The 24,510-nt window shown below is 58.5% G+C and carries 23 protein-coding genes; 16 read left to right on the plus strand and 7 right to left on the minus strand.

Features of this window, described 5'->3' with window-relative positions:
- Nucleotides 1-2: 2 nt before the first annotated feature.
- On the plus strand, nt 3-2,372 hold the full coding sequence (locus ACRQV7_RS00460; RefSeq protein WP_444659038.1) for a homocysteine S-methyltransferase family protein: 2,370 nt from the start codon (nt 3-5) through the stop codon (nt 2,370-2,372).
- A 53-nt stretch (nt 2,373-2,425) separates the two neighbouring features.
- Here ACRQV7_RS00460 and sdaAA read toward each other — a convergent pair whose 3' ends face one another.
- Nucleotides 2,426-3,307, minus strand: coding sequence for an L-serine ammonia-lyase, iron-sulfur-dependent, subunit alpha (sdaAA, locus tag ACRQV7_RS00465; RefSeq protein ID WP_275714971.1), 882 nt, complete (start codon nt 3,305-3,307; stop codon nt 2,426-2,428).
- Between the two features lie 40 nt (nt 3,308-3,347).
- A complete protein-coding gene (sdaAB, locus tag ACRQV7_RS00470; protein WP_275714969.1) occupies nt 3,348-4,007 on the minus strand; it encodes an L-serine ammonia-lyase, iron-sulfur-dependent subunit beta in 660 nt (219 codons plus the stop codon).
- Nucleotides 4,008-4,297: 290 nt separating this feature from the next.
- Here sdaAB and ACRQV7_RS00475 point away from each other — a divergent pair, with 290 nt between their 5' ends.
- Genes ACRQV7_RS00475 through ACRQV7_RS00535 form a run of 13 tightly spaced genes read left to right on the plus strand, consistent with a single transcriptional unit; the run spans nt 4,298 to nt 15,563 of the window.
- On the plus strand, nt 4,298-4,750 hold the full coding sequence (locus tag ACRQV7_RS00475) for a MarR family transcriptional regulator (RefSeq protein WP_038322305.1): 453 nt from the start codon (nt 4,298-4,300) through the stop codon (nt 4,748-4,750).
- 12 nt (nt 4,751-4,762) lie between these two features.
- Nucleotides 4,763-5,611 (plus strand): DegV family protein, encoded by an 849-nt coding sequence (locus ACRQV7_RS00480; protein ID WP_444659039.1) that lies wholly within the window; start codon nt 4,763-4,765, stop codon nt 5,609-5,611.
- A 20-nt stretch (nt 5,612-5,631) separates the two neighbouring features.
- Complete coding sequence (locus ACRQV7_RS00485; RefSeq protein WP_275714963.1) at nt 5,632-6,630, plus strand: beta-ketoacyl-ACP synthase III; 999 nt, start codon at nt 5,632-5,634, stop codon at nt 6,628-6,630.
- Nucleotides 6,627-7,574, plus strand: coding sequence for an enoyl-[acyl-carrier-protein] reductase FabK (gene fabK / locus ACRQV7_RS00490; protein WP_275714961.1), 948 nt, complete (start codon nt 6,627-6,629; stop codon nt 7,572-7,574). The genes ACRQV7_RS00485 and fabK overlap by 4 nt, the downstream gene beginning before the upstream one ends.
- Nucleotides 7,562-8,485 (plus strand): ACP S-malonyltransferase, encoded by a 924-nt coding sequence (locus ACRQV7_RS00495; protein ID WP_444659040.1) that lies wholly within the window; start codon nt 7,562-7,564, stop codon nt 8,483-8,485. Before fabK ends, ACRQV7_RS00495 begins: the two co-directional genes overlap by 13 nt.
- Entirely contained in the window at nt 8,479-9,219 is a 741-nt protein-coding gene (gene fabG / locus ACRQV7_RS00500; protein ID WP_444659041.1) for a 3-oxoacyl-[acyl-carrier-protein] reductase, read from the plus strand. Before ACRQV7_RS00495 ends, fabG begins: the two co-directional genes overlap by 7 nt.
- 39 nt (nt 9,220-9,258) lie before the next feature.
- The gene (locus ACRQV7_RS00505; RefSeq protein WP_444659042.1) at nt 9,259-10,371 is read left to right on the plus strand and encodes an NAD(P)H-dependent flavin oxidoreductase; all 1,113 of its coding nucleotides are present in this window, start codon (nt 9,259-9,261) and stop codon (nt 10,369-10,371) included.
- Nucleotides 10,368-11,603: a beta-ketoacyl-ACP synthase II gene (fabF, locus tag ACRQV7_RS00510; RefSeq protein WP_444659043.1), complete on the plus strand. Its 1,236-nt coding sequence runs from the start codon at nt 10,368-10,370 to the stop codon at nt 11,601-11,603. Before ACRQV7_RS00505 ends, fabF begins: the two co-directional genes overlap by 4 nt.
- Before the next feature lie 30 nt (nt 11,604-11,633).
- Nucleotides 11,634-12,062: an acetyl-CoA carboxylase biotin carboxyl carrier protein gene (gene accB, locus ACRQV7_RS00515; protein WP_444659044.1), complete on the plus strand. Its 429-nt coding sequence runs from the start codon at nt 11,634-11,636 to the stop codon at nt 12,060-12,062.
- 9 nt (nt 12,063-12,071) lie between these two features.
- The gene (gene fabZ / locus ACRQV7_RS00520) at nt 12,072-12,488 is read left to right on the plus strand and encodes a 3-hydroxyacyl-ACP dehydratase FabZ (RefSeq protein WP_444659045.1); all 417 of its coding nucleotides are present in this window, start codon (nt 12,072-12,074) and stop codon (nt 12,486-12,488) included.
- 20 nt (nt 12,489-12,508) lie between these two features.
- The gene (accC, locus tag ACRQV7_RS00525; protein ID WP_444659046.1) at nt 12,509-13,855 is read left to right on the plus strand and encodes an acetyl-CoA carboxylase biotin carboxylase subunit; all 1,347 of its coding nucleotides are present in this window, start codon (nt 12,509-12,511) and stop codon (nt 13,853-13,855) included.
- Nucleotides 13,849-14,718 (plus strand): acetyl-CoA carboxylase, carboxyltransferase subunit beta, encoded by an 870-nt coding sequence (gene accD / locus ACRQV7_RS00530; RefSeq protein ID WP_444659047.1) that lies wholly within the window; start codon nt 13,849-13,851, stop codon nt 14,716-14,718. Before accC ends, accD begins: the two co-directional genes overlap by 7 nt.
- Complete coding sequence (locus ACRQV7_RS00535) at nt 14,715-15,563, plus strand: acetyl-CoA carboxylase carboxyltransferase subunit alpha (RefSeq protein ID WP_444659048.1); 849 nt, start codon at nt 14,715-14,717, stop codon at nt 15,561-15,563. The genes accD and ACRQV7_RS00535 overlap by 4 nt, the downstream gene beginning before the upstream one ends.
- 217 nt (nt 15,564-15,780) lie before the next feature.
- Here the strand turns inward: ACRQV7_RS00535 and ACRQV7_RS00540 are convergent, their stop codons facing one another.
- The 5 genes from ACRQV7_RS00540 to ACRQV7_RS00560 form a co-directional block, all read right to left on the minus strand.
- Nucleotides 15,781-17,016 (minus strand): ABC transporter permease, encoded by a 1,236-nt coding sequence (locus tag ACRQV7_RS00540; protein ID WP_275714941.1) that lies wholly within the window; start codon nt 17,014-17,016, stop codon nt 15,781-15,783.
- Complete coding sequence (locus ACRQV7_RS00545) at nt 17,003-17,728, minus strand: ABC transporter ATP-binding protein (protein ID WP_444659049.1); 726 nt, start codon at nt 17,726-17,728, stop codon at nt 17,003-17,005. Before ACRQV7_RS00545 ends, ACRQV7_RS00540 begins: the two co-directional genes overlap by 14 nt.
- Complete coding sequence (locus ACRQV7_RS00550; RefSeq protein WP_444659050.1) at nt 17,725-19,335, minus strand: efflux RND transporter periplasmic adaptor subunit; 1,611 nt, start codon at nt 19,333-19,335, stop codon at nt 17,725-17,727. Before ACRQV7_RS00550 ends, ACRQV7_RS00545 begins: the two co-directional genes overlap by 4 nt.
- Before the next feature lie 177 nt (nt 19,336-19,512).
- The gene (locus ACRQV7_RS00555) at nt 19,513-20,328 is read right to left on the minus strand and encodes a TIGR03915 family putative DNA repair protein (RefSeq protein ID WP_444659051.1); all 816 of its coding nucleotides are present in this window, start codon (nt 20,326-20,328) and stop codon (nt 19,513-19,515) included.
- A complete protein-coding gene (locus tag ACRQV7_RS00560) occupies nt 20,307-21,623 on the minus strand; it encodes a putative DNA modification/repair radical SAM protein (protein ID WP_444659052.1) in 1,317 nt (438 codons plus the stop codon). The genes ACRQV7_RS00555 and ACRQV7_RS00560 overlap by 22 nt, the downstream gene beginning before the upstream one ends.
- 1,075 nt (nt 21,624-22,698) lie before the next feature.
- Between ACRQV7_RS00560 and ACRQV7_RS00565 the strand changes: the two genes are divergently transcribed.
- Nucleotides 22,699-23,505 (plus strand): DeoR/GlpR family DNA-binding transcription regulator, encoded by an 807-nt coding sequence (locus ACRQV7_RS00565; RefSeq protein ID WP_444659053.1) that lies wholly within the window; start codon nt 22,699-22,701, stop codon nt 23,503-23,505.
- On the plus strand, nt 23,502-24,494 hold the full coding sequence (locus tag ACRQV7_RS00570) for a dihydroxyacetone kinase subunit DhaK (RefSeq protein ID WP_444659054.1): 993 nt from the start codon (nt 23,502-23,504) through the stop codon (nt 24,492-24,494). Before ACRQV7_RS00565 ends, ACRQV7_RS00570 begins: the two co-directional genes overlap by 4 nt.
- Nucleotides 24,495-24,510 lie beyond the last annotated feature (16 nt).

A 24,510-nucleotide genomic window follows, 5' to 3' on the forward strand; every position in this document is an offset into this window, starting at 1 on the left:
TTATGGGAATACTGGAAGACCTGGGGAAACGCATGGTCTTTTTTGACGGCGGCATGGGCACCCTTTTACAGGAAAACGGCCTCGGCCCCGGCGAGCTGCCGGAGCTGTGGAACCTGACCCGCCCCGAACTGATCAAAGAAATTCACAGCAGGTACCGCGCGGCGGGCGCGGATATCCTGACAGCCAATACCTTCGGCGCAAACCCGATCAAGCTGCACGGCTGCGGCCGTTCCACGGAGGAAATCGCGGCCGCCGCGGTGGGCCTTGCCAAAGAAGCCGCCCACGGCGCGCTGGTCGCCATGGACATCGGCCCGACCGGAAAGCTGCTCAGGCCGCTCGGCGACCTCGATTTCGAGGACGCCGTTTCCGCCTTTTCCCGGGCCGCCGCCGCGGGGGAAAAGGCCGGGGCCGACCTGATCCTGATTGAGACCATGAGCGATACCTACGAGTGCAAGGCCGCCGTGCTCGCCGCAAAGGAAAGCACCCGGCTGCCCGTTTTCGTCACCATGGTCGTGGATGAACAGGGCAAGCTGCTGACCGGCGGCGACATCCCGGCGGCGGTCGCGCTGCTGGAGGGCCTCGGGGTGGACGCCGTGGGGCTGAACTGCGGGTTCGGCCCCGGGCAGATGAAAAAATTCCTCCCGCAGATGACACAGGCGTGTTCCCTGCCCGTGATCGTGAACCCCAACGCCGGGCTGCCCCGCACCGAGGGGGACAAAACCGTGTTCGACGTAAAGCCGGAGGAATTCGCCGCCGTGATGGAGGAAATCGCGAAGGAGGGCGCCTGGATTCTGGGCGGCTGCTGCGGCACGACCCCGGAGCATATCGCGGCGGTGGTGCGGCGGTGCAAAGATTTTTCCCCGCGCCCCACCGTCCCGAAAAACCGCACGGTGGTTTCCTCGTTCGCCCGGGCGGTCGCGTTCGGCGAAAAACCGGTGCTGATCGGCGAGCGCATCAATCCCACGGGCAAATCCCGGCTGAAACAGGCGCTGCGCGGCAACGACATGGATTACCTGCTGCGGGAGGCGATTACCCAGCAGGAAAACGGCGCCCATATTCTCGACGTAAACGTCGGCCTGCCGGAAATCGACGAGCCCGCGCTCCTTCGCCGCGCGGTCATGGAAATTCAGGGGATTTCCGACCTTCCGCTTCAGCTCGACACCTCCGACCCGAAGGCGATGGAGGGGGCCATGCGCGTTTACAACGGCAAGCCGCTGATCAATTCGGTCAACGGGAAAGCCGAATCGATGGAGGCGATCTTCCCGCTCGTGAAAAAGTACGGCGGCGCCGTGATCGCGCTGACGCTGGACGAAAACGGGATTCCGGCCACGGCGCAGGGCCGGTTTGAAATCGCCGAAAAAATCGTGAAAACAGCCCGGGAATACGGGATCGACAAAAAAGATCTGGTTTTCGACACGCTGGCCATGACCATCAGCGCCGGGCAGGAAAACGCCGCCGTTACGCTGGAAGCCCTGCGGCTGATCCGCGACCGGCTGGGCATCCACACCTCGCTCGGCGTTTCCAATATTTCGTTCGGTTTGCCCCAGCGGGAACACATCAACGCCGCGTTTTTCACCATGGCGCTGCAAAACGGGCTGGGAGCCGCGATCGTCAACCCCAATTCCGCCGCGATGATGGACGCGTACCATGCGTACTGCGCGCTCAGCGGCAGCGACGGGCAGTGCATGGACTATATCGCCCGCTATTCCGCGCAGAAAACGGAAGCCGCGCCGCCGCCCGCCGCGGGGGAAATCTCTTTGCCGGACGCGGTGGTGCGCGGCTTGAAGGAAAGCGCGCACGCGGCGGCGCTCCGGCTGGTGGAAACGGAGGAACCGCTCGCCATCATCAATACCCAGATGATTCCCGCGCTTGACCGGGTGGGAAAGGATTTCGAGCAGGGCGTGCTGTTCCTGCCCCAGCTCCTGATGAGCGCGGAGGCCGCCAAGTCGGCGTTTGAGGTGATCCGGGGGAAAATGACCGTCAACGGGGAGCGGACGAAGAAGGAAAAAATCATCCTTGCGACCGTCAAGGGCGATATCCACGATATCGGCAAAAATATCGTCAAGGTCCTGCTGGAAAATTACAGCTACGACGTGATCGACCTCGGAAAGGACGTTCCCCCCGAAACGGTGGTGGACGCGGCGGAGGAGGGCGGCGTGAAGCTGGTCGGGCTCAGCGCGCTGATGACGACCACCGTTTCCAATATGGCGGAGACCATCCGCCAGCTGCACGAAAGGGTGCCGGACTGCCGGGTGATGGTCGGCGGCGCGGTGCTCACGCCCGAATACGCGCAGCAGATTCACGCGGACGCCTATTCCCGGGACGCGATGGGTTCGGTGCACTACGCGCAGAAGCTGTTCGGCGGGGAGTGACCCGCGGTTCCGATACAAAAAAGCTGCCGGAGGATTTTTCCCCGGCAGCTTTTTTAGCTATCCCCGAAAATCTCTTTTTTCAGGCGTTTTCCGGTCGGTGTGGCGGCAAGCCCGCCTTCGGAGGTCTCCTTCAGGCTGCGGGGCATCGCGTCGCCGATCCGCTTCATCGCGACGATCACCTCGTCGGCGGGAATCGCGCTCTGGATTCCGGCCAGCGCCAGCTCCGCGCCCACAAACGCGTTGGCCACGCCCATGGCGTTGCGCTTGATGCACGGGATTTCCACCAGCCCCGCCACCGGGTCGCACACAAGGCCCAGAATATTTTTCATCGCGATGGCGCAGGCGTGCCCCGCCATCTGCGGGGTCCCGCCCGCCAGCTCCGTCAGCGCCGCCGCTGCCATGGCGGAGGCCGCGCCGCATTCCGCTTGGCAGCCGCCCTGCGCGCCGGAAATGCTCGCGTTGTTGGCGATCACCATGCCGAACGCGGAGGCGGTGAACAGCGCCATCACCACGTCGCGCTCCGGAAGCTCCCGGTCCTCCATCACCGTCAGCAGCGCCGCTGGGATGATCCCGCAGGAGCCGGCGGTCGGCGCGGCGACGATCTTGCCCATGCAGGCGTTGCTTTCCGAGACCGCGAGCGCGCGCACCAGCGCGGTGCCGAACACTTTGCCGCAAAGGGTGCGGCCCTTGTCCACCGCCTGCTTCATTTTGTACGCGCCGCCGCCCGAAAGTCCGCTCACCGAGCGCATGTCCGGGTCAATGCCGTCCTCGACGGACTGCTGCATCACCCGGAAGCTTTCCAGCATCGTCCGGTACAGTTCCGGCTCCGGTTTTTCCAGCTCGCGCGCCTGGTCCTCCAGAACGATCTCCGATATTTTTTTATTTTCCCTTGCGGCCGCGCCCACAAGGTCTTCCACCGAATAATAAATTCCCATCTTCCACCAGGCCTTTCCGATTCTTGGTTCTTTAGCCGCGTCAGTCCGGCCGCAGCATGGTCGAGCGGAGGACGTCCGGCAGCTTTTCGATCCCGGCGTTGCTTTCCCGGCTGAATTCGCCGTCGACCTCGATGGTCATCAGCGCCGTTTCGCCCTTGTGCCCGCGGGTCAGCTTGAAGTTGCCGATGTTGACCCCCTGCGAGGCGATGTAGTTCGTCACGTGCGCGATCACCCCGGGGACGTCCCGGTGCAGGATCAGAAGCGTGGTCTGCTGCCCGGTGACGTCCACCTTCATCCCGTTGATTTCGCTGATGACGATGTTTCCGCCGCCCACGGAAGCGCCCTGCAGGGTCGCGGTATGCCCCTGCCCGTCCGTCAGGGTAATCACCGCCGTGTTGGGGTGAGCCCCCTCGATTTCGCCCTTTTCAAAGACGACGGAAAGGTTCCGTTCCTTCGCGAGCGCAAGGCTGTCGCGGATGCGGGGGTCGCTCGGGGACATGCCCATGATTCCGGCGACAAGGGCCTTGTCCGTTCCGTGCCCGCGGTATGTTTTCGCAAAGGAGCCGTGCAGCAGAATGTGCGCGCTCACGGGTTTGCCGTCCAGCAGCGCGCCGGCGATCCGTCCGATTCTTACGGCGCCCGCCGTGTGGGAGCTTGACGGGCCGATCATCACCGGCCCGATAATATCAAAAACATTCATAAGAAGCCTCCGCTGCCACATTCTAAAGGGAATGGATTTCAATTCACGCTGCTATTATAGCATAATGCACAGGTGTTTGAAACGGTCTTTTTCCGGCGAAGCCCCTGCGGGCTTCCTTTTCTTTTTTCGGTGAATTGTATATTATCATGCCCGGAACACAAGATAATATTTGTAAAAAAATTCCAATATTTATTTTGAACTTCAAAACTTTCTTGACAAAACGATTCTTTTTTGATATAATTAACAAATATTTTGAACTTCAAAATAAATGACGAAAGGAGGGAACTGCATTGAATAACGAATACTCCCAGATCAATAATTTCCTTGTAAAAGTATTTAACGAGGTCCTGAGAACGGAAGAAGCAAGCCTGAAAACCAAGGAATCCCACAACCTTTCCATGCGGGAAATGCATGTGATCGAAGCGGTGTGCGACGGCACGCAGGCGGGCAAAAACACGGCTTCGGATATCGCGTGCTCCCAGGGAATCACCGCGGGTACGCTGACGACGACCATCAACACGCTGGTGAAAAAGGGCTTTGTCCAGCGGCAGCAGGACCAGCGCGACAAAAGGGTCGTCCGTATCCTCCCGACCGAAAAGGGAAAAAGCGTAAATGAGGTTCATTCCTCCTTTCACCACAAAATGGTTTCCGCGATCATGTCCGCCATGACGGAGGACGAACTGGCCATGTTTGTAAAGGGGCTGGCCGCGGTGAAAAACTTTTTTGAAAGCAACAAAAAATAGTGGAGGACTTCTATGGCTATTAAAATTATAACGGACAGCACGTCGGATATTGCCCTTGACCGTCAGGCCGAGCTCGGGATCGAAATCGTTTCCCTGAGCGTGCATTTCGGCGACAGGGAATATGTGGACGGTGTTGACCTTACCAAACCGCAGTTTTTTCAGATGCTTCACGACAGCGCGGAGCTTCCCACCACGGCGCAGGTCAACCCCGAACGGTTTGAAAAATTATTTGAAAAATACAGGAATAGCGGCGACGAGGTCATCGGTATTTTCATTTCCGGCAAGCTCAGCGGGACCTATCAGTCCGCGGTGATCGCCAAACAGGCGCTGGGAGCGGAAAATATCCATCTGATCGATTCGCTGACCGTCAGCTTCGGGCTGGCGCTTCTGGTTTATGAGATGCTCAGGCTGAGGGACGCCGGAAAAACCGCGGCGGAAATCTGCTCCGCGGTGGAAGAGCTGAAAAAGAGGCAGAGGTTTTACGCCATTATCGATACGCTGAAATATCTGAAAATGGGCGGCAGGCTGTCGGCCTCCTCCGCTTTTATCGGTTCCATGCTCCACATCAAGCCGATCGTCTCGATCGAAAACGGCGAAATCAAGGCGTTTGACAAAAAGAAGGGGCACAAGGCGGCCGCCCTGCGCATTGCGGAGATGATGGAGAAGGAAAAACCGGACCCCGCTCACCGCGTCTTTTTCGGCGACACCGATTCCCCGCAGTTTCTGAATCTTCTGAAGGACGCGGCGGGGTCCGTCGCGGACATTTCGGACAGCGAGACCATCGCCCTCGGGTCGGTCGTCGGCACTCACGGCGGGCCGGGCTGCGTGGGCGTATCCTATATTGCGCAGGGGGATTCCTGACGCGGAACACGGAGGAAAGAATGAGCTTTACGATCATCGGTACGGGAAGCGCGTTTCCGGCGTGCACAAAGACCAACGGGGAACTGTCGCTCCTGATGGATACTTCGGATGAATGGATCTCCACGCGCACAGGGATCAAAAGCAGGCACATTTCCACTTCGGAAACCCTGTGCGACTATGCCGCCGAAGCGGCGGCGCGCGCACTGAAGGACGCTTCCACGGCGCCGGAGGAGCTGGATCTGATCATCTGCTCCACCGCGCGGGGCGATCATATTACGCCGTCTCTTGCATGCGAAATCCAGCAAAGGCTGGGTGCGGTCTGTCCGGCGTTCGACCTGAACGCGGCCTGTACCGGCTTTGTCTACGCGCTGGATGTCGCTTTTTCTTATTTTTCGGCAAACAGGGCAAAAAGAATCCTGATTGTGTCGGCGGAGGCCATGTCCAGGCTGCTGGACTGGAAGGACCGCTCCACCTGCGTGCTTTTCGGCGACGGGGCCGGCGCGGCGGTGCTGGCGCCGGGGAACAGCCTGCTTTCCATCAAAATCGGGGCGAAGGGCGACACCGCCCCGCTCTACGCGGAAAATACGCGGGGCAACTGCCCGTATTCTCAGGTGAAACAGGTGGACCCGTACCTGAAAATGAACGGCAAGGATGTCTATAAATTCGCCGTGGCCGCCATGTGCGGTGACCTTGTACAGGTCATCCGCGAAGCGGGGCTGACGGAAGCGGACGTGGATTTTGTCCTGCCCCATCAGGCAAACCTGCGGATTATCGACGCGGCGATCGGAAAGCTTTCCATTGCGCCGGAAAAATACCGGCACAATATTGAACGGTTCGGCAACACCTCCTCGGCGAGCATCCCCATCCTGCTGGATGAGCTCCACCGGGCGGGGGAGCTGCACGCCGGAAATATCCTGGCGCTGACCGCCTTTGGCGGCGGCATGACCACCGGGGCCTGCATCCTCCGCTGGGGGCGAAAGGACGGTTCCGGTCAAAAAGAAGGTGAGGACTGCAGATGATCAAGACACCATTGTGTGAGCTGCTCGGGATCGAATATCCCATTCTACAGGGAGGAATGGCCTGGATCGCGGACGCTTCCCTTGCCGCCGCGGTTTCCAACGGCGGCGGGCTGGGCCTGATTTCCGCCATGAACGCGAACGCGGAATGGGTGAAGGGCGAAATCCGCAGGGCGAAAACGCTGACGGACAAACCGTTCGGCGTCAATATCATGCTGATGAGCCCTTACGCACAGGAGGTCGCCCGGCTCGTCATCGACGAGGGGGTGCCGGTGGTAACGACCGGCGCGGGAAACCCTTCGCAGTATATGGCCGCGTGGCTGGAAGCGGGCGTCAAGGTGCTGCCCGTGGTGGCCTCCACCGGCATCGCGAAGCGCGTCGCCCGGTGCGGCGCGGTCGCCGTCATCGCGGAGGGCTGCGAATCGGGCGGCCACATCGGCGAGCTGACCACTATGACGCTGGTGCCGCAGGTGTGCGACGCGGTGGATATCCCCGTCGTTGCGGCGGGCGGCATTGCGGACGGCCGGGGAATCGCGGCGGCGTTTTTGCTCGGCGCGGCCGGCGTGCAGGTAGGAACCCGGTTTTTGGTGGCAAACGAATGCGGCGTGCATCAGAATTATAAGAATAAAATCCTTCACGCGAAGGATATCGATACCCTGACGACCGGCAAGCGTACCGGGCATCCGGTGCGGGCGCTGAAAACCGCCTTTACCCGTGAATTCGCCAAAAAAGAATACGACGCCGATGTTTCCGTAAAGGATCTGGAGGCGTTCGGTTCCGGCGCGCTGCGCCGCGCCGCCGTGGAGGGCGACGAGAAAAACGGATGCTTTATGGCGGGCCAGATCGCGGCCATTGTCGATAAAGAGCAGCCCGCGGCGGAGATCATCCGGGAAATGTTCGGGGAAGCGGAAACTGTGTTGGGTGGTGCCGGAAAATGGGTAAAATAGCGTTTGTTTTTTCCGGGCAGGGCGCCCAGTACAGCGGTATGGGCAAGGATCTTTGTGAAAACAGCCCCGCCGCGAAAGAGGTGTTTGACCGTGCCGACGCGCTGCGGCCCGGGACCTGTGCGCAGTGCTTCGGCGGTACGCAGGAGGAGCTGAACCGGACCATCAACACGCAGCCCTGCGTGTTCTGCGTGGACCTGGCGGCGGCACAGTGCCTGAAGGCCGAGGGAATTACCCCCGACGCGGTCGCGGGCTTTTCGCTGGGCGAGGTCGCGGCGCTGACCTTTGCCGGAGCGTTCGGCCCGGACGAGGGAATCCGGCTGGTGTGCCGGCGGGCGGCGTTGATGCAGGCCGCCGCGGAAAAACACCCGAGCGGCATGGCCGCGGTGCTGAAGCTCCCGGTGGAAACCGTAAGGGAGCTTTGCGGCAGATATGAAAACGCTTATCCGGTCAATTACAACTGCAAGGGGCAGACCGTCGCCGCGGTTTCCAAAAGCGCGATGGACGCTTTCTGCCGGGACGTGCAGAAAGCGGGCGGCAGGGCCGTCCCTCTGGCGGTCAGCGGCGGGTTCCACTCCCCGTTTATGGACGAAGCGGCAAAAAAGCTGCTCCTGGAGCTGGAAACGGTGGGGATGAAAGCTCCTTCCCTGCCGGTTTACTCCAACGTGGACGCGAAGCCTTACGGGGAAAACGGGAAAGTCACGCTGTCGGAGCAGATCAACCACCCCGTTTACTGGCAGAAGTCCGTGGAAAACATGATCGCGGACGGAATCGATACCTTTGTGGAAACCGGCCCCGGGAAAACCCTGTGCGGCCTGATCAAAAAAATTTCTTCACAGGTGCGTATCCTCAATGTGGAAAACTTTGCGGACGCGCGGGCCGCTGCGGAAGAATTAAGGAGGAACCCATGCTGAAAGGGAAAACGGCCGTCGTAACCGGCGGCTCCAGAGGAATCGGCAAAGCCATCGCGCTGAAGCTGGCGCAGGAAGGCGCGGACATCGCCATCCTTTACGCCGGAAACGAGGCGGCGGCACAGGAGACCTGTTCTCTGATCGGGCAGTCCGGCGCAAAGGCAAAAGCCTACCGGTGCGACGTTGCGGACGACCGGCAGACCAAAGAAACGGTCGACGCGATTCTTGCCGACTTCGGCGGAATCGATATTCTGGTCAACAATGCGGGCGTCGTGCGGGACGGGCTGATTCTCTCGATGAAGGAAGAGGACTTTGACACCGTGATCGATACGAACCTCAAGGGCGCGTTCCATATGATCAAGCATACCTACCGCCACTTCATGAAAAAAAGAAGCGGAAGGATCATCAATATCACCTCCGTTTCCGGCGTGACGGGAAACGCCGGCCAGGCCAACTATTCTTCCGCGAAGGCCGGGCTGATCGGTCTGACCAAATCCACGGCGAAGGAGCTTGCCGGACGGAACGTGACCTGCAACGCGATTGCCCCCGGCTTTATCGACACCGATATGACCGCCGCGCTGGCGGATAAGGTCAGGGAAGCCGCTATAGAAGCCATTCCGTTAAAGCGCATGGGCACCCCCGGCGACATTGCCGCGCTGGCGGCGTTTCTGGCGGGGGACGAGGCGGGCTATCTTACCGGCGAGGTCATTAAAATGGACGGCGGCCTCTACATGTGATAACGTCAACCGCGCTGTATGCGGAGAATCGAGGATACAATGGCTTATTTTGATCAGAAACCACTCGTCATCGGTGACCTTGTGGCTCAGACCCCTGTTGTGCAGGGGGGAATGGGCGTCGGGATCTCCCTTTCCGGGCTTGCCTCCGCCGTGGCGAACGAGGGCGGAATCGGCGTGCTTTCCGCCGCGGTCGTCGGCATGATGCATCAGACCGGCCCCAGCGCCCGGGACAACATTGCCGCGCTCCGGGAGGAAATCCGCCGGGCGCGCGCAAAGACCAAAGGCGTGCTGGGCGTCAACGTGATGGTTGCGCTGAGCGACTTCGGCGAAATGGTGAAAATCTCTGTCGAAGAGGGCATCGACGTCATTTTCGCGGGCGCGGGCCTGCCGCTGAATCTGCCCTCCTTTGTGGGAAAGGGCTGTAAAACCAAGCTGGTGCCGATTATTTCTTCCGCCCGCGCGGTCAGGACGATCGCGAAATGGTGGAAGGAAAAATACAATTACACCCCCGACGCGTTTGTCGTCGAAGGGCCCATGGCCGGCGGGCATCTGGGCTTTCATAAGGAACAGATCGACGATCCCGAGTACCGGCTGGAAAAGCTGGTGCCGCAGGTTATTGAGGCGGTCCGCCCGCTTGAGGAGCAGGCGGGGCGCAAAATCCCCGTGATCGCCGCGGGCGGGATTTTCAGCGGCGCGGATATCCGGCGGTTTTTCAAGCTGGGCGCTTCCGCGGTGCAGATGGCGACCCGCTTCGTGGCCACCGAGGAATGCGACGCGGACATCGCCTTTAAAAACGCCTATGTCGCCTGTAAAAAGGAGGATATCGGCATTATTCAAAGCCCCGTGGGCATGCCGGGCCGCGCCATTGTGAACGGGTTCCTTCAGCAGGCCGCACGGGGGGAGAAGCACCCCGCCGGCTGCCCGTTCCACTGCATTATTACCTGCAAGCAGAAGGAAAGCCCCTACTGTATCTCCATGGCGCTGATCAACGCCGGCAGGGGCAGGATGGAAAACGGCTTTGCGTTTATCGGGGCGAACGGTTACAAGGTGAAAGAGATCGTATCGGTCAAAAAGCTGTTCGAGACTCTTTCAGAGGAGTACCGGCAGAGTAAAGACGGCGCGCTTGCCGCAGTAAGAGAGGATTCAATATGAGAAGAGTGGTTGTTACCGGGATGGGCGTGATTTCGCCCGTTGGAAATACCGTGAAGGCGTTCTGGGACAGTCTGGTGGAAGGCCGGAGCGGAATCGATTTTATCACGAAATTCGATACTGCCGATTATAAGGTGAAAATCGCGGCGGAGGTCAAGGGCTTTGACCCGCATGACTATATGGAAAAGGGCGAAATCCGCAAAACGGACCTGTTCGCACAGTATGCCATTGCCGCCGCCGCGCAGGCGGTGGAGGACAGCGAAATCCTCGGCAAGGTCGAACCCGAGCGGTTCGGCGTTTACGTCGGTTCCGGAATCGGCGGCATGAGCACCTTCATCAATGAGTGCGATAAGCTGCTGGGGGGCGGGCCGAGGAAGGTTTCCCCCCTCTTTGTCCCGATGATGATTTCCAACATGGCGTCGGGCAATATCGCCATCAAATACAACGCGCAGGGCCCCAGCCTTCCGGTCGTGACCGCCTGCGCGACCTCCACCAACGCGGTGGGCGAAGCGTTCCGCTCCATCCGTTTCGGGTATGCGGACGTCATCCTTGCGGGCGGAGCGGAGGCGACCGTCAATCCGCTCGCGATCGCGGGCTTTACCAACTGCATGGCGCTCTCCACCAAAAATATCCCCGAAGAATCCTCCATCCCGTTCGACAAGCGCCGCGACGGCTTTGTCATGGGCGAGGGCGCGGGAATTCTGGTGCTGGAGGAATACGGGCACGCAAAGGCCCGCGGCGCGAAGATTTACGCGGAAGTCAGCGGCTACGGCAACACCTGCGACGCGCACCATATTACGGCTCCCCACCCGGAGGCCGTCGGCGGCGCAAGGGCGATTTCCCTTGCCATGGAGGAAGCCGGGCTGCAGGAAGAGACGGAAATCTATATCAACGCGCACGGTACGGGGACTCCCCTGAACGACAAATCCGAAACCATTGCGATCAAAAAGGCGCTGGGCGACAGGGCGTACCGTGTCTGTATCAGCTCTACCAAGTCCATGACCGGCCACATGCTCGGCGCGGCGGGCGCGATCGAGGCGATCGCCTCCGTGCTTGCCCTGAAAAACGGGGTGATCCCCCCGACCGTCGGCTACCGCGAAAAGGACGAGGACTGCGACCTTGACTATGTGCCGAACACCGCGAGGAAGAAGGACGTCAGCGCCGCGCTTTCCGTTTCGCTGGGCTTCGGCGGTCACAACGCCTGTATCGCCCTGCGAAAATACCGCGGCGAATAGGACTTGAATGTGGAAAGGACTGGTTTTGGTTTGGATATTCAGCAAATCAAGGAAATCGCGGAGACCATGCGCGAAAACGGGCTGACTTTGGTCGATATCACGCAGGACGGGGCTTCCCTCCGGCTGGAGCGGAAGCCCGCCCGCGCCGGGGCTCTCCCCGTTCCAACAGCCGCTCCGCCGCAGATCGCGGCCGAGACGGCGCCCGCCCCCGCAAAGGAATGCGGCACAGCGGAAGTGAAATCGCCGATCGTCGGCGTGTTTTACGCTTCCGCTTCCCCTGATTCGGAGCCGTACGTACAGGTTGGCAGCCGCGTGAAAAAGGGCGACACGCTCTGTATCATTGAGGCCATGAAGCTGCTCAACGAAATCAGCGCGGAGTGCGACGGGGAAATCACCGAAATCTGCGCGGCCAGCGGTCAGGTCGTGGAGTACGCGCAGGTACTGTTCCGGATCAGGTAGGAGGTTTTTATGAACAGAGAAGAAATCATGAAAATGATTCCCCACCGGGAACCCATGCTGCTGGTTGACCGGGTGGAGAAAACCGGGGAAGCAACGGCGAAGGGAAGTTATACCGTCAGGGGGGACGAATGGTTTTTAAAGGGGCATTTTCCCGGAAACCCCGTCGTTCCCGGCGTGATTCTGTGCGAAATCATGGCGCAGGCATGCTGCATCCTGATCGGGGATAAAATCAACGGCCGTACGCCGTACTATACGGGGCTGGATAAGGTGCGCTTCAAGCACACGGTCCTGCCGGGGGATACGCTCACGGTCGAGTGCAGCCTGACAAAGGAAAGAGGCCCTTTCTGCTTTGCAAGCGCCAAAGGCTACGTGGGTGAGCAGCTGGCGGTTTCCGGCGAGCTTTCCTTCGCGCTGGTCGGCGGCTGACAGGAAAGGAAGGCTGAAGCTTGTTTTCTAAAATATTGATTGCCAACCGCGGCGAAATCGCCGTCCGCATCATCCGCGCCTGTAAGGAGATGGGGATTTCGAGCGTAGCGGTTTTTTCGGAGGCGGACAGGGACTCCCTGCACGTCAGCCTTGCGGACGAAAGCATCTGTATCGGCCCCGCGCAGGCGAAGGACAGCTACCTGAACATGAGCGCCATCCTCTCCGCCGCCGTGGTAACGGGCGCGCAGGCTATCCACCCCGGTTACGGGCTGCTGTCCGAAAACGCGGACTTCGCGTCGCTCTGTGAAAAATGCGGCATCGCGTTCATCGGGCCGACCGCCGACCTCATCCGCAAAATGGGCGACAAGGACGCCGCGCGCAAAACGATGCGCGCGGCCGGGGTCCCCGTTGTGCCGGGCTGCGATCTTCTTGACGACCCCGCTTTGATTCAGCGGGAAGCCGATAAAATCGGGTATCCCCTTCTGGTCAAGGCCCGCGCGGGCGGCGGCGGCCGGGGAATCCGCACGGTCAACAGCGCCAGGGAGCTGAAAAACGCCTTTGCCGCGGCTTCCGCGGAAGCGCAGAGCGCGTTCGGCGACGGCGCGGTCTACATGGAAAAATATCTGTTCCCGGTAAAGCATATTGAAATGCAGATTTTATGCGACGGCTACGGGAACGTCGTCTGCCTGGGCGAGCGGGAATGCTCCGTCCAGCGCAAACGCCAGAAGCTGCTGGAGGAAAGCCCCTCCCCCGCCGTCGGCGCCGAAACGCGCCGGAAGATGATGGCGGCGGCGGTAAAGGCGGCCCGGGCGGTCAAATACGTCAACGCCGGGACCATCGAGTTTTTGATGGATAAGACCGGGAACTTTTATTTTATGGAAATGAATACGAGGCTTCAGGTGGAACATCCCGTAACGGAGATGGTGACCGGGATCGACCTTGTGAAGTGGCAGATCCGGATTGCGTCCGGCGTGCCTCTTTCCTATCAACAGGAGGATATCAGGATTGAAGGCACCGCGATCGAGTGCCGCATCAACGCGGAAAATCCGCGCGACGGGTTCCGTCCCAGCTGCGGCACCATTTCCTTTCTGCATATTCCGGGCGGGCCGTGGGTCCGTTTTGACACGGCCCTGTATCAGGACTGTACCGTTCCGCCGTTTTACGACTCCATGATCGGCAAGCTGATCGTGCACGCCAAAACGCGCGAGGAGGCCATCCGCAAAATGCAGGCAGCCCTGTGCGAGCTGGTGATCGAGGGCGTGGAGCACAACGCGGAGCAGCAGATGGATATCCTGAGCGACAGCGAATTTGTCGCCGGCGACTATTATACCGATTTGATCGAGAAACGGGGGAACGTTCCGTGCTGAAAAAAGAATTTTTTCGCAAGCCGAAAAACGAGCTTGAAAATTACAACAGGTATCTCAAGACGGTTTCGCCCGATGTTCCGGGCGAAATGTGCGTTTTGTGCCCCTCGTGCAAACAGACGCTTTTTACGGGTGCTCTGAATGAAAACAGCAATGTCTGCCCGAAATGCGGGCATCATTTCCGTATGAACGCCCGCCAGCGCATCAGTATGCTGACGGATGAAAATACCTTCGAGGAGCTTTACGGCGGCATCCTTCCCAAAAACCCGATCGATTTTCCCGGCTACCCGGAAAAGATCAAGCACGCCAGGCTGGAAAGCGCTGAAAAAGAGGCCGTTGTCTGCGGCACCGCCCGGATCGGCGGAAACGGCTGCGCGCTGTTCGTCATGGAGCCCCGCTTTATGATGGGCAGCATGGGTACGGTGGTAGGCGAAAAAATCACGCGGATTTTCGAGTACGCCCGCGAACATTCCCTGCCGGTTGTCGGCTGCACCGTTTCCGGCGGGGCCAGAATGCAGGAGGGGATCCTATCGCTGATGCAGATGGCGAAAACCAGCGGGGCCGTCAAGCTGCACAGCGACGCCGGGAACCTGTACATCGCCGTTCTGACCGACCCGACCACCGGCGGCGTGACCGCCAGCTTTGCCATGGAGGCCGACATCATCCTTGCCGAGCCGAACGCGCTGATCGGCTTTGCCGGGCCGCGCGTGATTGAGCAGACCATCCGCCAGAAGCTGCTCCCGGGCTTTCAGCGGGCGGAATTCCTGCTGGAAAAAGGCTTTGTCGACGCGATTGTCGAACGGAAGAACCAGAGAAAGCAGATCGCCAGGCTCCTTTCCCTGCACGCGGGGAGGGAATGCGGATGAGCGCTTATGACAAGGTGGCCGCCGCCCGGGCCAAGGGCAGGCCGACGGGGACGGATTTTATCGCCAATATCTTTGAGGACTTTGTCGAGCTGCACGGCGACCGCCGTTTCGGCGACGACAGGGCCGTCGTGGCGGGCATCGCCCGGCTGAACACCATGCCGGTGACGGTGGTGGCCCTGGAGCGGGGGCACGATACCAAAGAAAAGGTTTTCCGCAATTTCGGTTCCGCCCATCCGGAGGGATACCGCAAGGCTTTGCGCCAGATGAAGCTCGCGGAAAAATTCGGCCGCCCCGTGGTGTGCTTTGTGGACACCTCCGGCGCGTTCTGCGGCATTGCCGCGGAGGAACGCGGGCAGGGGCAGGCGATTGCCGAAAATCTGATGGAAATGATGACGCTGAGGGTCCCGGTCGTCTCCGTGCTGATCGGTGAGGGCGGAAGCGGCGGGGCGCTCGCGCTCGCCGTTGCCGACGAGGTCTGGATGCTGGAAAACGCCGTCTACTCCGTCATTTCCCCCGAGGGGTGCGCCAGCATCCTGTGGAAGGATTCCTCCAGGGTGAAAGAGGCGTCCGAATGCCTGAAGCTCACCGCGCAGGACCTTCTGGAGCTGAAGGTGATCGAGCGCGTCGTCGGGGAAAGCGGCAGGAATTTCCACAGGACTTATCAGGAGATTAAGCAGGGCCTGTGGGAAACGTTTGCAAGAAACAAAAAGCTTGACCCACAGGAGCTGATCCGGAAACGCTACGAGCGCTTTCGGAAAATCGGTTCCGGACCCGCCGGGAGACCTGCCGGCCGGGAAGCGCCTGCGGGACCATGCGGTCGGCAGGCGCCTACGGCGATGCTCTAAAGGAAGCAGGGAGCGATTCCATCAGTCAGGCTGTGCCTGCCAGCTCTCTCAAGGAGGGGGCCTCTCTTTGCCTCCCTCTGTGAGGGAGGTGCCGCGCCCGGCGCGGCGGAGGGAGTAGGCGGTGACAGATGCCCGATTGGAGGAGCCGAATAAAAACGCGTCCTGATGGGCTTTGAAAACCCGGTCAGGACGCGTTCTTTTATGATGATAGATGATTTTATTCGTACCGCAGGGCTTCGATCGGGTCGAGCTTTGCGGCCTTGTTCGCGGGGTAGTAGCCGAAGAAAATGCCGATGACCATGGAGAAGCCCACGGCGACCGCAATGGAAGAAAGGGTGGGATAAGCCGCCTGCTTCAGCAGCAGCCCGCCCGCGTAGCCGAGGCCGGCTCCCAGAATGATTCCGAACACGCCCCCGATCAGGCAGATAATCATGGACTCCACGATAAACTGGGTGCGGATGGCGCTGTCCGGAGCGCCGAGCGCCTTGCGCACGCCGATTTCCCTTGTGCGCTCCGTAACGGAAACCAGCATGATGTTCATGACCCCGATGCCGCCGACCAGCAGCGAAATGGCCGCGATAATGGAAATGGCAAGGGTAAGGGTGCCCATCACCGAATTCATTTCCGAAATCTGGGATTCCAGGCTCATAGCAAAGCATTGAAAGAATTTATTTTTGGCATAAAAAGTGTTGAAGTAATTCTGCGTATCGTCGGCGAACTTGGTATAATCGATTCCGCGTGCGGCCATGACCGTCAGGCTCTGGTATCCGTCGTTGTCGCCGGTCAGCTCCTTTGCGGCCGTTACCGGAATGTAAAAGGTGGTACGCGTGTCCTGCCGCATAAACATGGAAGAGGAAGCTTCCTGATAAACCCCGACGACCGTGTAGGTCTGGTATCCGTAATTGGTTTCCATGCGGATCTGCTTGCCGATCGGATTATCGGCAGGGCCGTACAGCTCGGAAACCAGCCGTTCGGAAATCACGGCGACCTTGCTGACGCGCTGCTCGTCTTTTTCGGCGATAAACCGGCCGCGGAGCACGGTGATGTTGTCGACCAACATCGAGCCTGCGTTGACTCCGGAAAGGGAAACGTTGGACGTTTTGTGGCCGTTCTTGATTTTGCCGGTCCCCGCGCTTGCGCTCAATCCGATCGCGGTGATCTTGTCGGCGTATTTCTTTTGGTATTTCGCGATCATATCCGTTGCAATATAATCGTCTTTCGTCATGGCGGAGCCGCCTCCTCCGCCTTCCTTGCTGGAGAGATAAACCGAAATGTTGGTAATACCGAAATTTGCAAGCGCGTCGTTGACGGAGGTGGTCATCGCGTTGCCGACGGAGGTGATGGCGATGACGGAGCCGATGCCGATGATAATGCCCAGCATGGTGAGCAGGGCGCGCATTTTATTGGAGATCAGCCCGTTGATGGCAAGAGAAATATTTTCAAGCAGATTCATGATTTCCCTCCTGAAAAACAGGCTGGTTGTCTTTATCGCTCTGGATTCTGCCGTCGTGGATCGTGATGATCCGTTCGGTTTCCATCGCCAGCTCGTTGTTATGGGTAATCAGGACGATCGTCTTCCCTTGCTCCCGGTGGAGCTTGTGGAACAGGTCCATGACCAGGCGGCCCGTGGTGCTGTCCAGCGCGCCGGTCGGCTCGTCCGCGAGGATGATCGCGGGGTCGTTCGCCATGGCGCGGGCAATGGCGATCCGCTGCTTCTGCCCGCCGGAAAGCTCGTTGGGCATATGTCTGGCGCGGTCTTCCATTTCCACCATTCTTAAAAGCTCCATCGCCTGGGCGGCTCTTTTCCTGCCCGGTATCCCCGCGTAGAGCATGGGAAGCTCCACATTGCCCAGCGCGGTGGAACGCGGGATCAGGTTGAAGGTCTGGAAAACGAACCCGATTTTTTTGTTGCGGATTTCCGAAAGCTCGTTGCTGCTCATTTTGCTGATCGGCACGCCGTCCAGGCTGTAATCGCCGGCGGTCGGCCGGTCCAGCGCGCCGATGATATTCATCAGGGTGGATTTGCCCGAGCCGGACGCGCCGACAATGGAGACAAACTGCCCCTCGTAAATATTCAGGCTGATGCCGTGCAGGATTTCCAGCTCGTTGGGCGTTCCTATGTAAAAGGTTTTGACGATATCGTGCATATCGATTACAGTATTCATGGTCTCATACCCGCCGCTCTGAATCCCGCGCCGCCGCCGGATTCGGTTCCTTCCGCCGCGCCGGCAAGCTTGACGGTTTCGCCCGGCTTGATCTCTTTGGCGTCGGAAATGATCTGCATGCCTTCCTTCAGGCCGTCCCCGGAAATTTCCTCCTCTGCGTCCGTCTCAATTCCCGTTGTGACGGTGACGGCCTGCACTTGAAAGGTTCCGTCCTTCTGCGGCACGGCGGCGTAGACAACGCTCTTTCCGGAAGCGTCGGCGGATACCGCGTCATAGGGCACCGCGAAAACGTCCTTCTTCTGTTCTAAAATGATGTCCGCGCTTCCGTTCATGCCGATTCTCAGAGGAGTATCCTTTGAGGTGATCAGAACGTCGGCCTCAAATTCGGCGTCGTTGCTGCTGGCGGCTTTGCCGTCGGCTCCCTTGACGGAAGCGGGAGAAATCTTTTCAAGCACGCCCTCAAATTCCTTATCGGCGATCGCGTCGGCCGTCACAGCCACCTTCATGCCTTCTTTTACGCTGGTGATGTCGTATTCCTTGATTTTTACGGTCATTTTCAGCGCGCCGGTGTCCTCTATTACAAACATCAGGCCGTTGGCGGGGGCGTTCTGCACCGCGTAAACGGCGGTGACTGTGCCGGAAGCCGGGGCGGTCACCGTGCACTTGTCAAGCTTGGTCTGCAATGCCTGCAGCTCTTTTACCGACGCGGTGTCGTCGGCGGAAAGCTTCGAGGTAATAATGTCGTCCTGCGCGGTTTTCAGGTCCTGATTGACAGAGGTCTGCGTCGCCGTGAGCGACTTGACCGCGCTGTCATACGCGGCCTGGGCCGCCGCGGTCGATTTGACGTACTGGTCGAGCTCCTCGTCCGCGGAGGCCGCCACGGCGTTCAGGTTTTTCTGCGCGTTGTCGTAGGAAAGCTGGGCGGATTCCATGGCGTTTCTGTACTGAGACAGCTGATATTCGTATTCATAGACGCCGTCCATGTCGTCCTTATATTCTTTCTTGTAGTCGTTATATGTTTTTGTTGCGTTGTCAAGCTGATTTTTTGCAGTAGCCAAATTGTTTTTCGCGGTGATCAGCGACGTGTTCAGATTTTCCTGGATATGCTTTTCCGCGTCGCTCTGCTTCTGCTGCGCGTTTTCCAGGTCGCGTTTGGCGGAGTCCACTTTGTCCTGCGCGGCGTTGATCTGCGCGTTCAACCCGGCGTTCAGCGTGCTGGAGGTATCGTTGTATTTTTTCTGGCTCGCCTGTATCTTCTGATAAGCCAGCTTCGCGTTGCTGCTCAAAGCGGCCTGCTTTTGCGCGATGGTATCTTCCAGGTCCCGGGAATCCAGCTTGCAGAGCACGTCTCCGGCGCTGACGCGGTCGCCGACTTCCACGGGCAGCGTTTTGACGGAATAGTTCAGGTCCGTATATACCTTTACGGAATCGGTGCTTTCCACCGCTCCGGTAGTGCTGACGGTATTGCGCAGCTCGGTTTTGCTCAGGGGGGTGCACTGCACCGTCGGTACCGCGGAACTTTTTGGCAGAAAAGCGTTGACCGCAACCGCGGCGACAACAATCACAGCGACGGCGATCAGAATGATCTTTTTCCTCTTTTTCTTCACAGTGGTAGTCACTCCTTCGTTTGTGGGACAAAAAGCACGACAATTCTATCCGATATGTACTATTTGATTAATACAATCATACAGCCGAGGGGTAAAAATGTCAATATTAAGACTATAGGAATTCCGCGAAAAAGAGTTTAAATAATTGTGAAAAGAAATGGTGTATTCTGTGAACAATTACAAGCCGGAACCGTCCAGAAGCTTCGGCCCCCCGGGCAGCTCCCGCTTTTTTCCGGTGCTTCTCTCCGCGCCGAATTCCGTCATGCAGCTCCAGTAGCGCTTTGGCATATGGCTCATCCGGCACTTCGGGTTGTGGCGGCCCCGCACCTCGATGGTGCTGTAGAAAAGACGCCAGAGCTCCCGGAAGGAACGCTCTTCCTCGTCCGGTTCGGGCATCTGGAAATCGTCCGCGGAAATGATTTTGGAGCGGTAGGGCTGATAGATCAGCGCCATGGAGTGCGTGCGGTCGTAAATCAAAAAGCGTTCCTCCGGGTACCGCTCCCGGAAATGCGGGGCCAAAAGAGGCAGCACGAGGTTTTTGGGTTCAATCTCGGCGGCAAGCGCGCCGTCAAAGACGGAAAAGCGCAGGAAGCCTTTCAGCAGGTGCGCTTCGTTTGTCAGGTGTTTGACCGCTTTAAAAAGCGTGTTTACCACATCGTCCGCCAGCATATTCATCACCCGGGGACCGCAGGAAAAGCCCATGCGAAGAAACAGCAGGATAAAAAGTTCTTTCCGGGGCAGGCACGTCAGATAGGCATGGCGCACGAAGTCCAGCGCGTCATTCCCTATTTTCCCCGGGATGGAAGCCAGCACCCGGGCCGATTTTTTGGGGTCGGTCACGATCTCCCTCTGCGGCAGCAGAACGGTCTGCTCCGTGTCGGGCGAAAAAATATCCGCGGGGATTTCACGCTTTTCGTAACTTTCAAAGACGCAGCATAAAAGCCCGTCAAAGCTTCCGTCGTAGCAATAAATCAGATTTGACCGGTCAGGCATTTTCGCACATCCTCCTGTGTCAGGCGCGGCTGCTCGAACAGGGAAAGCTGCTCCGGCTCAAAGCCCGCGCCCCGCTGGTACATGCCCAGCGCGGAGTCGGACATCAGCGAGCGCAGCGCGGCGTCCTGCGTGATTTTCAGCCCGTCCGCGATTTTTCCGCCGCAGGTAATGAAGTACTGCGCCCGTTTCAGCACGACGCCCAGTTTTTTCAGCCCGTCAAAATTCAGCGGCCCGGTCCGCCGGGCGGCAACGATGCGTTTGGCGCTGGTCACGCCGATTCCCGGCACGCGCAGCAGCTCCGCGTACGGCGCGCGGTTGATTTCCATGGGGAAGCGCTCCATATGATTGAGCGCCCAGTTGCATTTCGGGTCGATATAAGGGTTAAAGCTCTGATGGCCGGCGTCCAGGATTTCATTGGCGGAAAAGCCGTAGAACCGCAAAAGCCAGTCCGCCTGGTACAGGCGGTGCTCCCGCAGAAGCGGGGGCTTTGTGTCCGTGGAGGGCAGCAGGGCGCTGTCGGAAACAGGCATGTAGGCGGAAAAGAAAACGCGTTTCAGCTTGTATTTTTTATAAAGGCCCTCGGTCAGGTTCAGAATCTGAAAATCCGTCTCCGGCGTGGCGCCCACGATCATCTGCGTGCTCTGTCCGGCGGGGGCGAATCTGGGGGCGTGCCGGTACCGGACAAGGTCGGTGGTGTTTTCCTGAATCCGGTTCTGAATATATCCCATGGGCGCCAGAATGGAATGCTTCGATTTGTCCGGGGCCAGCAGCTTCAGGCTGCTCTGGGACGGCAGCTCAATGTTGACGCTCATACGGTCGGCCAGCATCCCTAAACGGGAAATCAGCACGCTGTCCGCGCCGGGGATGGCCTTTGCGTGGATATAGCCCGAAAACCGGTATTCCTCCCGCAGAATCCGCAGCGCTTCGATCATCTGCTCACAGGTGTAGTCCGGGTTCCGCTGAATGCCCGAGCTGAGGAAAAGACCTTCTATATAATTGCGGCGGTAAAAGTTGATGGTCAGCTCCGCCAGCTCGCGCGGGGTAAAGGCGGCGCGGGGCGTGTCGTTGGAGCGGCGGTTCACGCAGTACTGGCAGTCGTAGGTGCAGGCGTTGGTCATCAGCACCTTCAAAAGCGAGATGCACCGCCCGTCCGCGGCGAAGCTGTGGCAGATGCCGCAGGCGGTGGCGTTCCCGATCCCGCCGCGCGAAGCCTTTTTGTCCACTCCGCTGGAGGTGCAGGCCACGTCGTACTTTGCCGCGTCGGTCAGAATTTTCAGTTTATCAAAGACGTCCATGTCTTTCAGCTCCTTATGATGGGGTCCCGTTCCTTTTCGATTCCTACGGCGGCGATGTGTTCATGAAGCAGGGAAACTCCTTCCGTCGCGCCGGGCGCGCCATCTCCCTCACGGAGGGAGGCGGGGGTTGGTCTTCTTTAGCTCCCTCTGTGAGGGAGCTGGCAGGCGCAGCCTGACTGAGGGAGTTTACATTTTCTCCCTTTGGTTTTCATTAGCGCATCGCCGTAGGCGCTTGCCGACCGCATGGTCCGCGCCCGGCGCGCCGGAGGGAGTTTCGGAAGCATAGTGCTTTTGTTTTTTTTTCTAATTGTCAGCTTTGCCCTCAGGCCGGGCTGGCCCCTACTTTCGGTTCTTGTACGAAAGTAGGCAAAGTACGCGCAGGGGGATTTTTAATTCCCGGCGGGAGGGTTCCATAAAATCCCCCTGCACCCCCGAGGTATCCCCAAAGTGTCTTTATGAAATACGATACCACTGCGCTTTTCATTGACGGAGGTACGGAAAAGCAGAATTTGGCCCCCTCCTCGAGGGAGCTGGCAGGCGAAGCCTGACTGGGGGAGTCCCCTCTTACCCTCATTAGCGCCTACGGCGATGCTTCCAGTCAGCCTACGTTGAATCGAAGTCTGATTGCCGCGCCGCTTCCCTTACGGAGGAAAGCAGGGGTTCGGCTCCCTCCCATGGTCTTTGCTCCATCATAACACAGAACATATGTTCTTGTAAAGACAGGAAGAAAAATTTTGAGCGGGCAAAACGTTTCAAACCCATTTTCAGTTTTTGTAAATTTGGAAAATCAGCGCTCTTAACCGTAACGTTTCGAAAGTTAACGGTCCTGTTTTTAATTTTGAAGAACTGATATTTACACAGAAGAAAAAATAAAAATCCTGCGCAAGAGAAAATTCTTTGACTAATATCCCTATATATTATATAATAAACATAGATATTATAAGGAAATCAGGCAAAATTAGACAAGCTTTGAAGAGAAAAAACAAAAAGTTTCACAAATTTATTTTTTTATAAAATCTATTGACTTTTGAAAGTTAATGATATAATATTAAAACACAACGAAAGGGAGAGCGTTATGCTTACTGTAGAAAAAAAGAACCTGATCCTTTCCATGCTGCAAGAAAAGCCGGTCGTAACCGTGCCGGAGCTGAGCCGGGCGCTGGAAACCTCTGAGGTGACCGTGCGCAAGATCCTGAATGAACTGGACGGGCAGGGCCTTTTAAGACGTACCCGCGGGGGCGCGGTCAACATCTCCACCATTCGTGAATTTGAAGAAAAAGAAAAAGAGAAGAAGAACACGGGCGAAAAACGGGCGATCGCAAAAAAAGCCTATGAGTACATCGATCCCACGGACACCGTTTTTATCGACGCCGGTTCCACCACGCTGGAGCTTGTCAAGCTGATCAAAAACGGCGGCAAGCGCGATATTGTGGTGATTACCAACGCGCTGAACATCGCGTTTGAGCTTCTGGACGCCGACGACATCGAGCTGGTGTTCATCGGCGGGAGCGTCCGCCACAAAATCATGTCCTGCGTGGGCGGATTCGCGGAAAACACAATTAACAGCCTCTGTATGGATAAAGCGTTTATCGGGTGTAATAGTATTACCGTGGAAACGGGAATTACAACCCCGAATCTTTATGAAGCACAGGTCAAACAATGCGTGCTCAGAGCCGCGCGCGAAACCATCCTGATCTCCGATTCCACCAAATTCGGGCATACTTCCATGGCGCGGATCAGCCCGATTAAAAATATCACGCGGCTGATTACGGACAGCCGGATTCCCCAGCAGCTGAGAAGCCAGATCGAAGGCACGGGAGTCGATCTTGTCGTGGTCAATCCGGAGGAAAACAATGAAACGCGAAAGGACAATGGATTTTGAATAAGATCATCAACCAGCCCGAACAGATGATAGAGCAGATGCTCGAAGGCTATATCGCCACCTGCCCGGACCTGCTGGAAGCGCTGCCCCGGTCCAAGGGTATTCTGACAAAGCGGAAAAAGGACAAGGTGTCCATCGTGACGGGCGGCGGCTCGGGAAACGAGCCGTGGATCATCGGTTACGTGGGCGAAGGGCTCGCGGACGGCGCGGCGCTGGGCAACGTGTATATCGCTCCCCCCGCGCGGGCAATTTTAAATGTGACGAAAGCGGTCAGCCACGAAAAGGGCGTTATCTATATCTGTACGAATCACGCGGGCGACGTGCTGAATTTCGAGCTGGTCGGCGAGCTTGCCGAAATGGACGGCATCCGCACGCGCTGCGTGTTTGTCGCGGACGATATCACCAGCGCCCCGCGGGAGCGGCAGAGCGAACGCCGCGGCGTGGCGGGGATCGCGATGGTGATGAAGGTCGCCGGCGCGGCGTGCGACGCCGGGCTGGAGCTGGATGACGCGGTGCGGGTCATTCAGAAGGCGAACCGCAATACGTTCACATTCAGCGTGACGACCTCACCGGGCTATCTTCCCAGCGGCAAGGCCATGTGCGAGCTGCCGGACGGCTTCATCGAGTACGGGATGGGCTTTAACGGAGAACCCGGCGTTTTGCGCACGGAGCTGAAGCCCGCGGATGAAATTGCGGACACCATGCTGAAATACCTGCTGGACGACGGCGGGATTTCCGGCGGGGACGAGATCGCCGTCATGGTGAACGGGTTCGGCTTTACCAGCCTGCTGGAGCTGAGCATCGTCACCCGCAGGGCGGCCGAAAGCCTCAGGGAAAAAGGAATTGTCCTGCACGATATTTTTATCGACACGCTTTTCCAGCCGCAGGGAACCGGCGGGTTTTCCATTTCGATCCTGAAGCTGGACGAGGAGCTGAAGCCGTATTACGACGCGCCCGCCTATTCGCCCTTCTTTAAAAAGTACAGATAAAATACGGGCGCGCTCT

Source organism: Caproiciproducens lactatisolvens, from assembly GCF_052443335.1.
Lineage (GTDB): Bacteria > Bacillota > Clostridia > Oscillospirales > Acutalibacteraceae > Caproiciproducens.

What these genes read in the sequence shown, in the direction of transcription:
- ACRQV7_RS00505 (WP_444659042.1), top strand. Translation starts at nt 9,259, where the DNA reads ATGGCTTATTTTGATCAGAAACCACTCGTCATCGGTGACCTTGTGGCT.
- ACRQV7_RS00460 (WP_444659038.1), top strand. Translation starts at nt 3, where the DNA reads ATGGGAATACTGGAAGACCTGGGGAAACGCATGGTCTTTTTTGACGGC.
- fabK (WP_275714961.1), top strand. Translation starts at nt 6,627, where the DNA reads ATGATCAAGACACCATTGTGTGAGCTGCTCGGGATCGAATATCCCATT.
- ACRQV7_RS00485 (WP_275714963.1), top strand. Translation starts at nt 5,632, where the DNA reads ATGAGCTTTACGATCATCGGTACGGGAAGCGCGTTTCCGGCGTGCACA.
- ACRQV7_RS00555 (WP_444659051.1), bottom strand. Translation starts at nt 20,328, where the DNA reads ATGCCTGACCGGTCAAATCTGATTTATTGCTACGACGGAAGCTTTGAC.
- ACRQV7_RS00480 (WP_444659039.1), top strand. Translation starts at nt 4,763, where the DNA reads ATGGCTATTAAAATTATAACGGACAGCACGTCGGATATTGCCCTTGAC.
- ACRQV7_RS00565 (WP_444659053.1), top strand. Translation starts at nt 22,699, where the DNA reads ATGCTTACTGTAGAAAAAAAGAACCTGATCCTTTCCATGCTGCAAGAA.
- fabF (WP_444659043.1), top strand. Translation starts at nt 10,368, where the DNA reads ATGAGAAGAGTGGTTGTTACCGGGATGGGCGTGATTTCGCCCGTTGGA.
- sdaAA (WP_275714971.1), bottom strand. Translation starts at nt 3,307, where the DNA reads ATGGGAATTTATTATTCGGTGGAAGACCTTGTGGGCGCGGCCGCAAGG.
- fabZ (WP_444659045.1), top strand. Translation starts at nt 12,072, where the DNA reads ATGAACAGAGAAGAAATCATGAAAATGATTCCCCACCGGGAACCCATG.
- ACRQV7_RS00560 (WP_444659052.1), bottom strand. Translation starts at nt 21,623, where the DNA reads ATGGACGTCTTTGATAAACTGAAAATTCTGACCGACGCGGCAAAGTAC.
- sdaAB (WP_275714969.1), bottom strand. Translation starts at nt 4,007, where the DNA reads ATGAATGTTTTTGATATTATCGGGCCGGTGATGATCGGCCCGTCAAGC.
- ACRQV7_RS00495 (WP_444659040.1), top strand. Translation starts at nt 7,562, where the DNA reads ATGGGTAAAATAGCGTTTGTTTTTTCCGGGCAGGGCGCCCAGTACAGC.
- fabG (WP_444659041.1), top strand. Translation starts at nt 8,479, where the DNA reads ATGCTGAAAGGGAAAACGGCCGTCGTAACCGGCGGCTCCAGAGGAATC.
- ACRQV7_RS00545 (WP_444659049.1), bottom strand. Translation starts at nt 17,728, where the DNA reads ATGAATACTGTAATCGATATGCACGATATCGTCAAAACCTTTTACATA.
- ACRQV7_RS00540 (WP_275714941.1), bottom strand. Translation starts at nt 17,016, where the DNA reads ATGAATCTGCTTGAAAATATTTCTCTTGCCATCAACGGGCTGATCTCC.
- ACRQV7_RS00535 (WP_444659048.1), top strand. Translation starts at nt 14,715, where the DNA reads ATGAGCGCTTATGACAAGGTGGCCGCCGCCCGGGCCAAGGGCAGGCCG.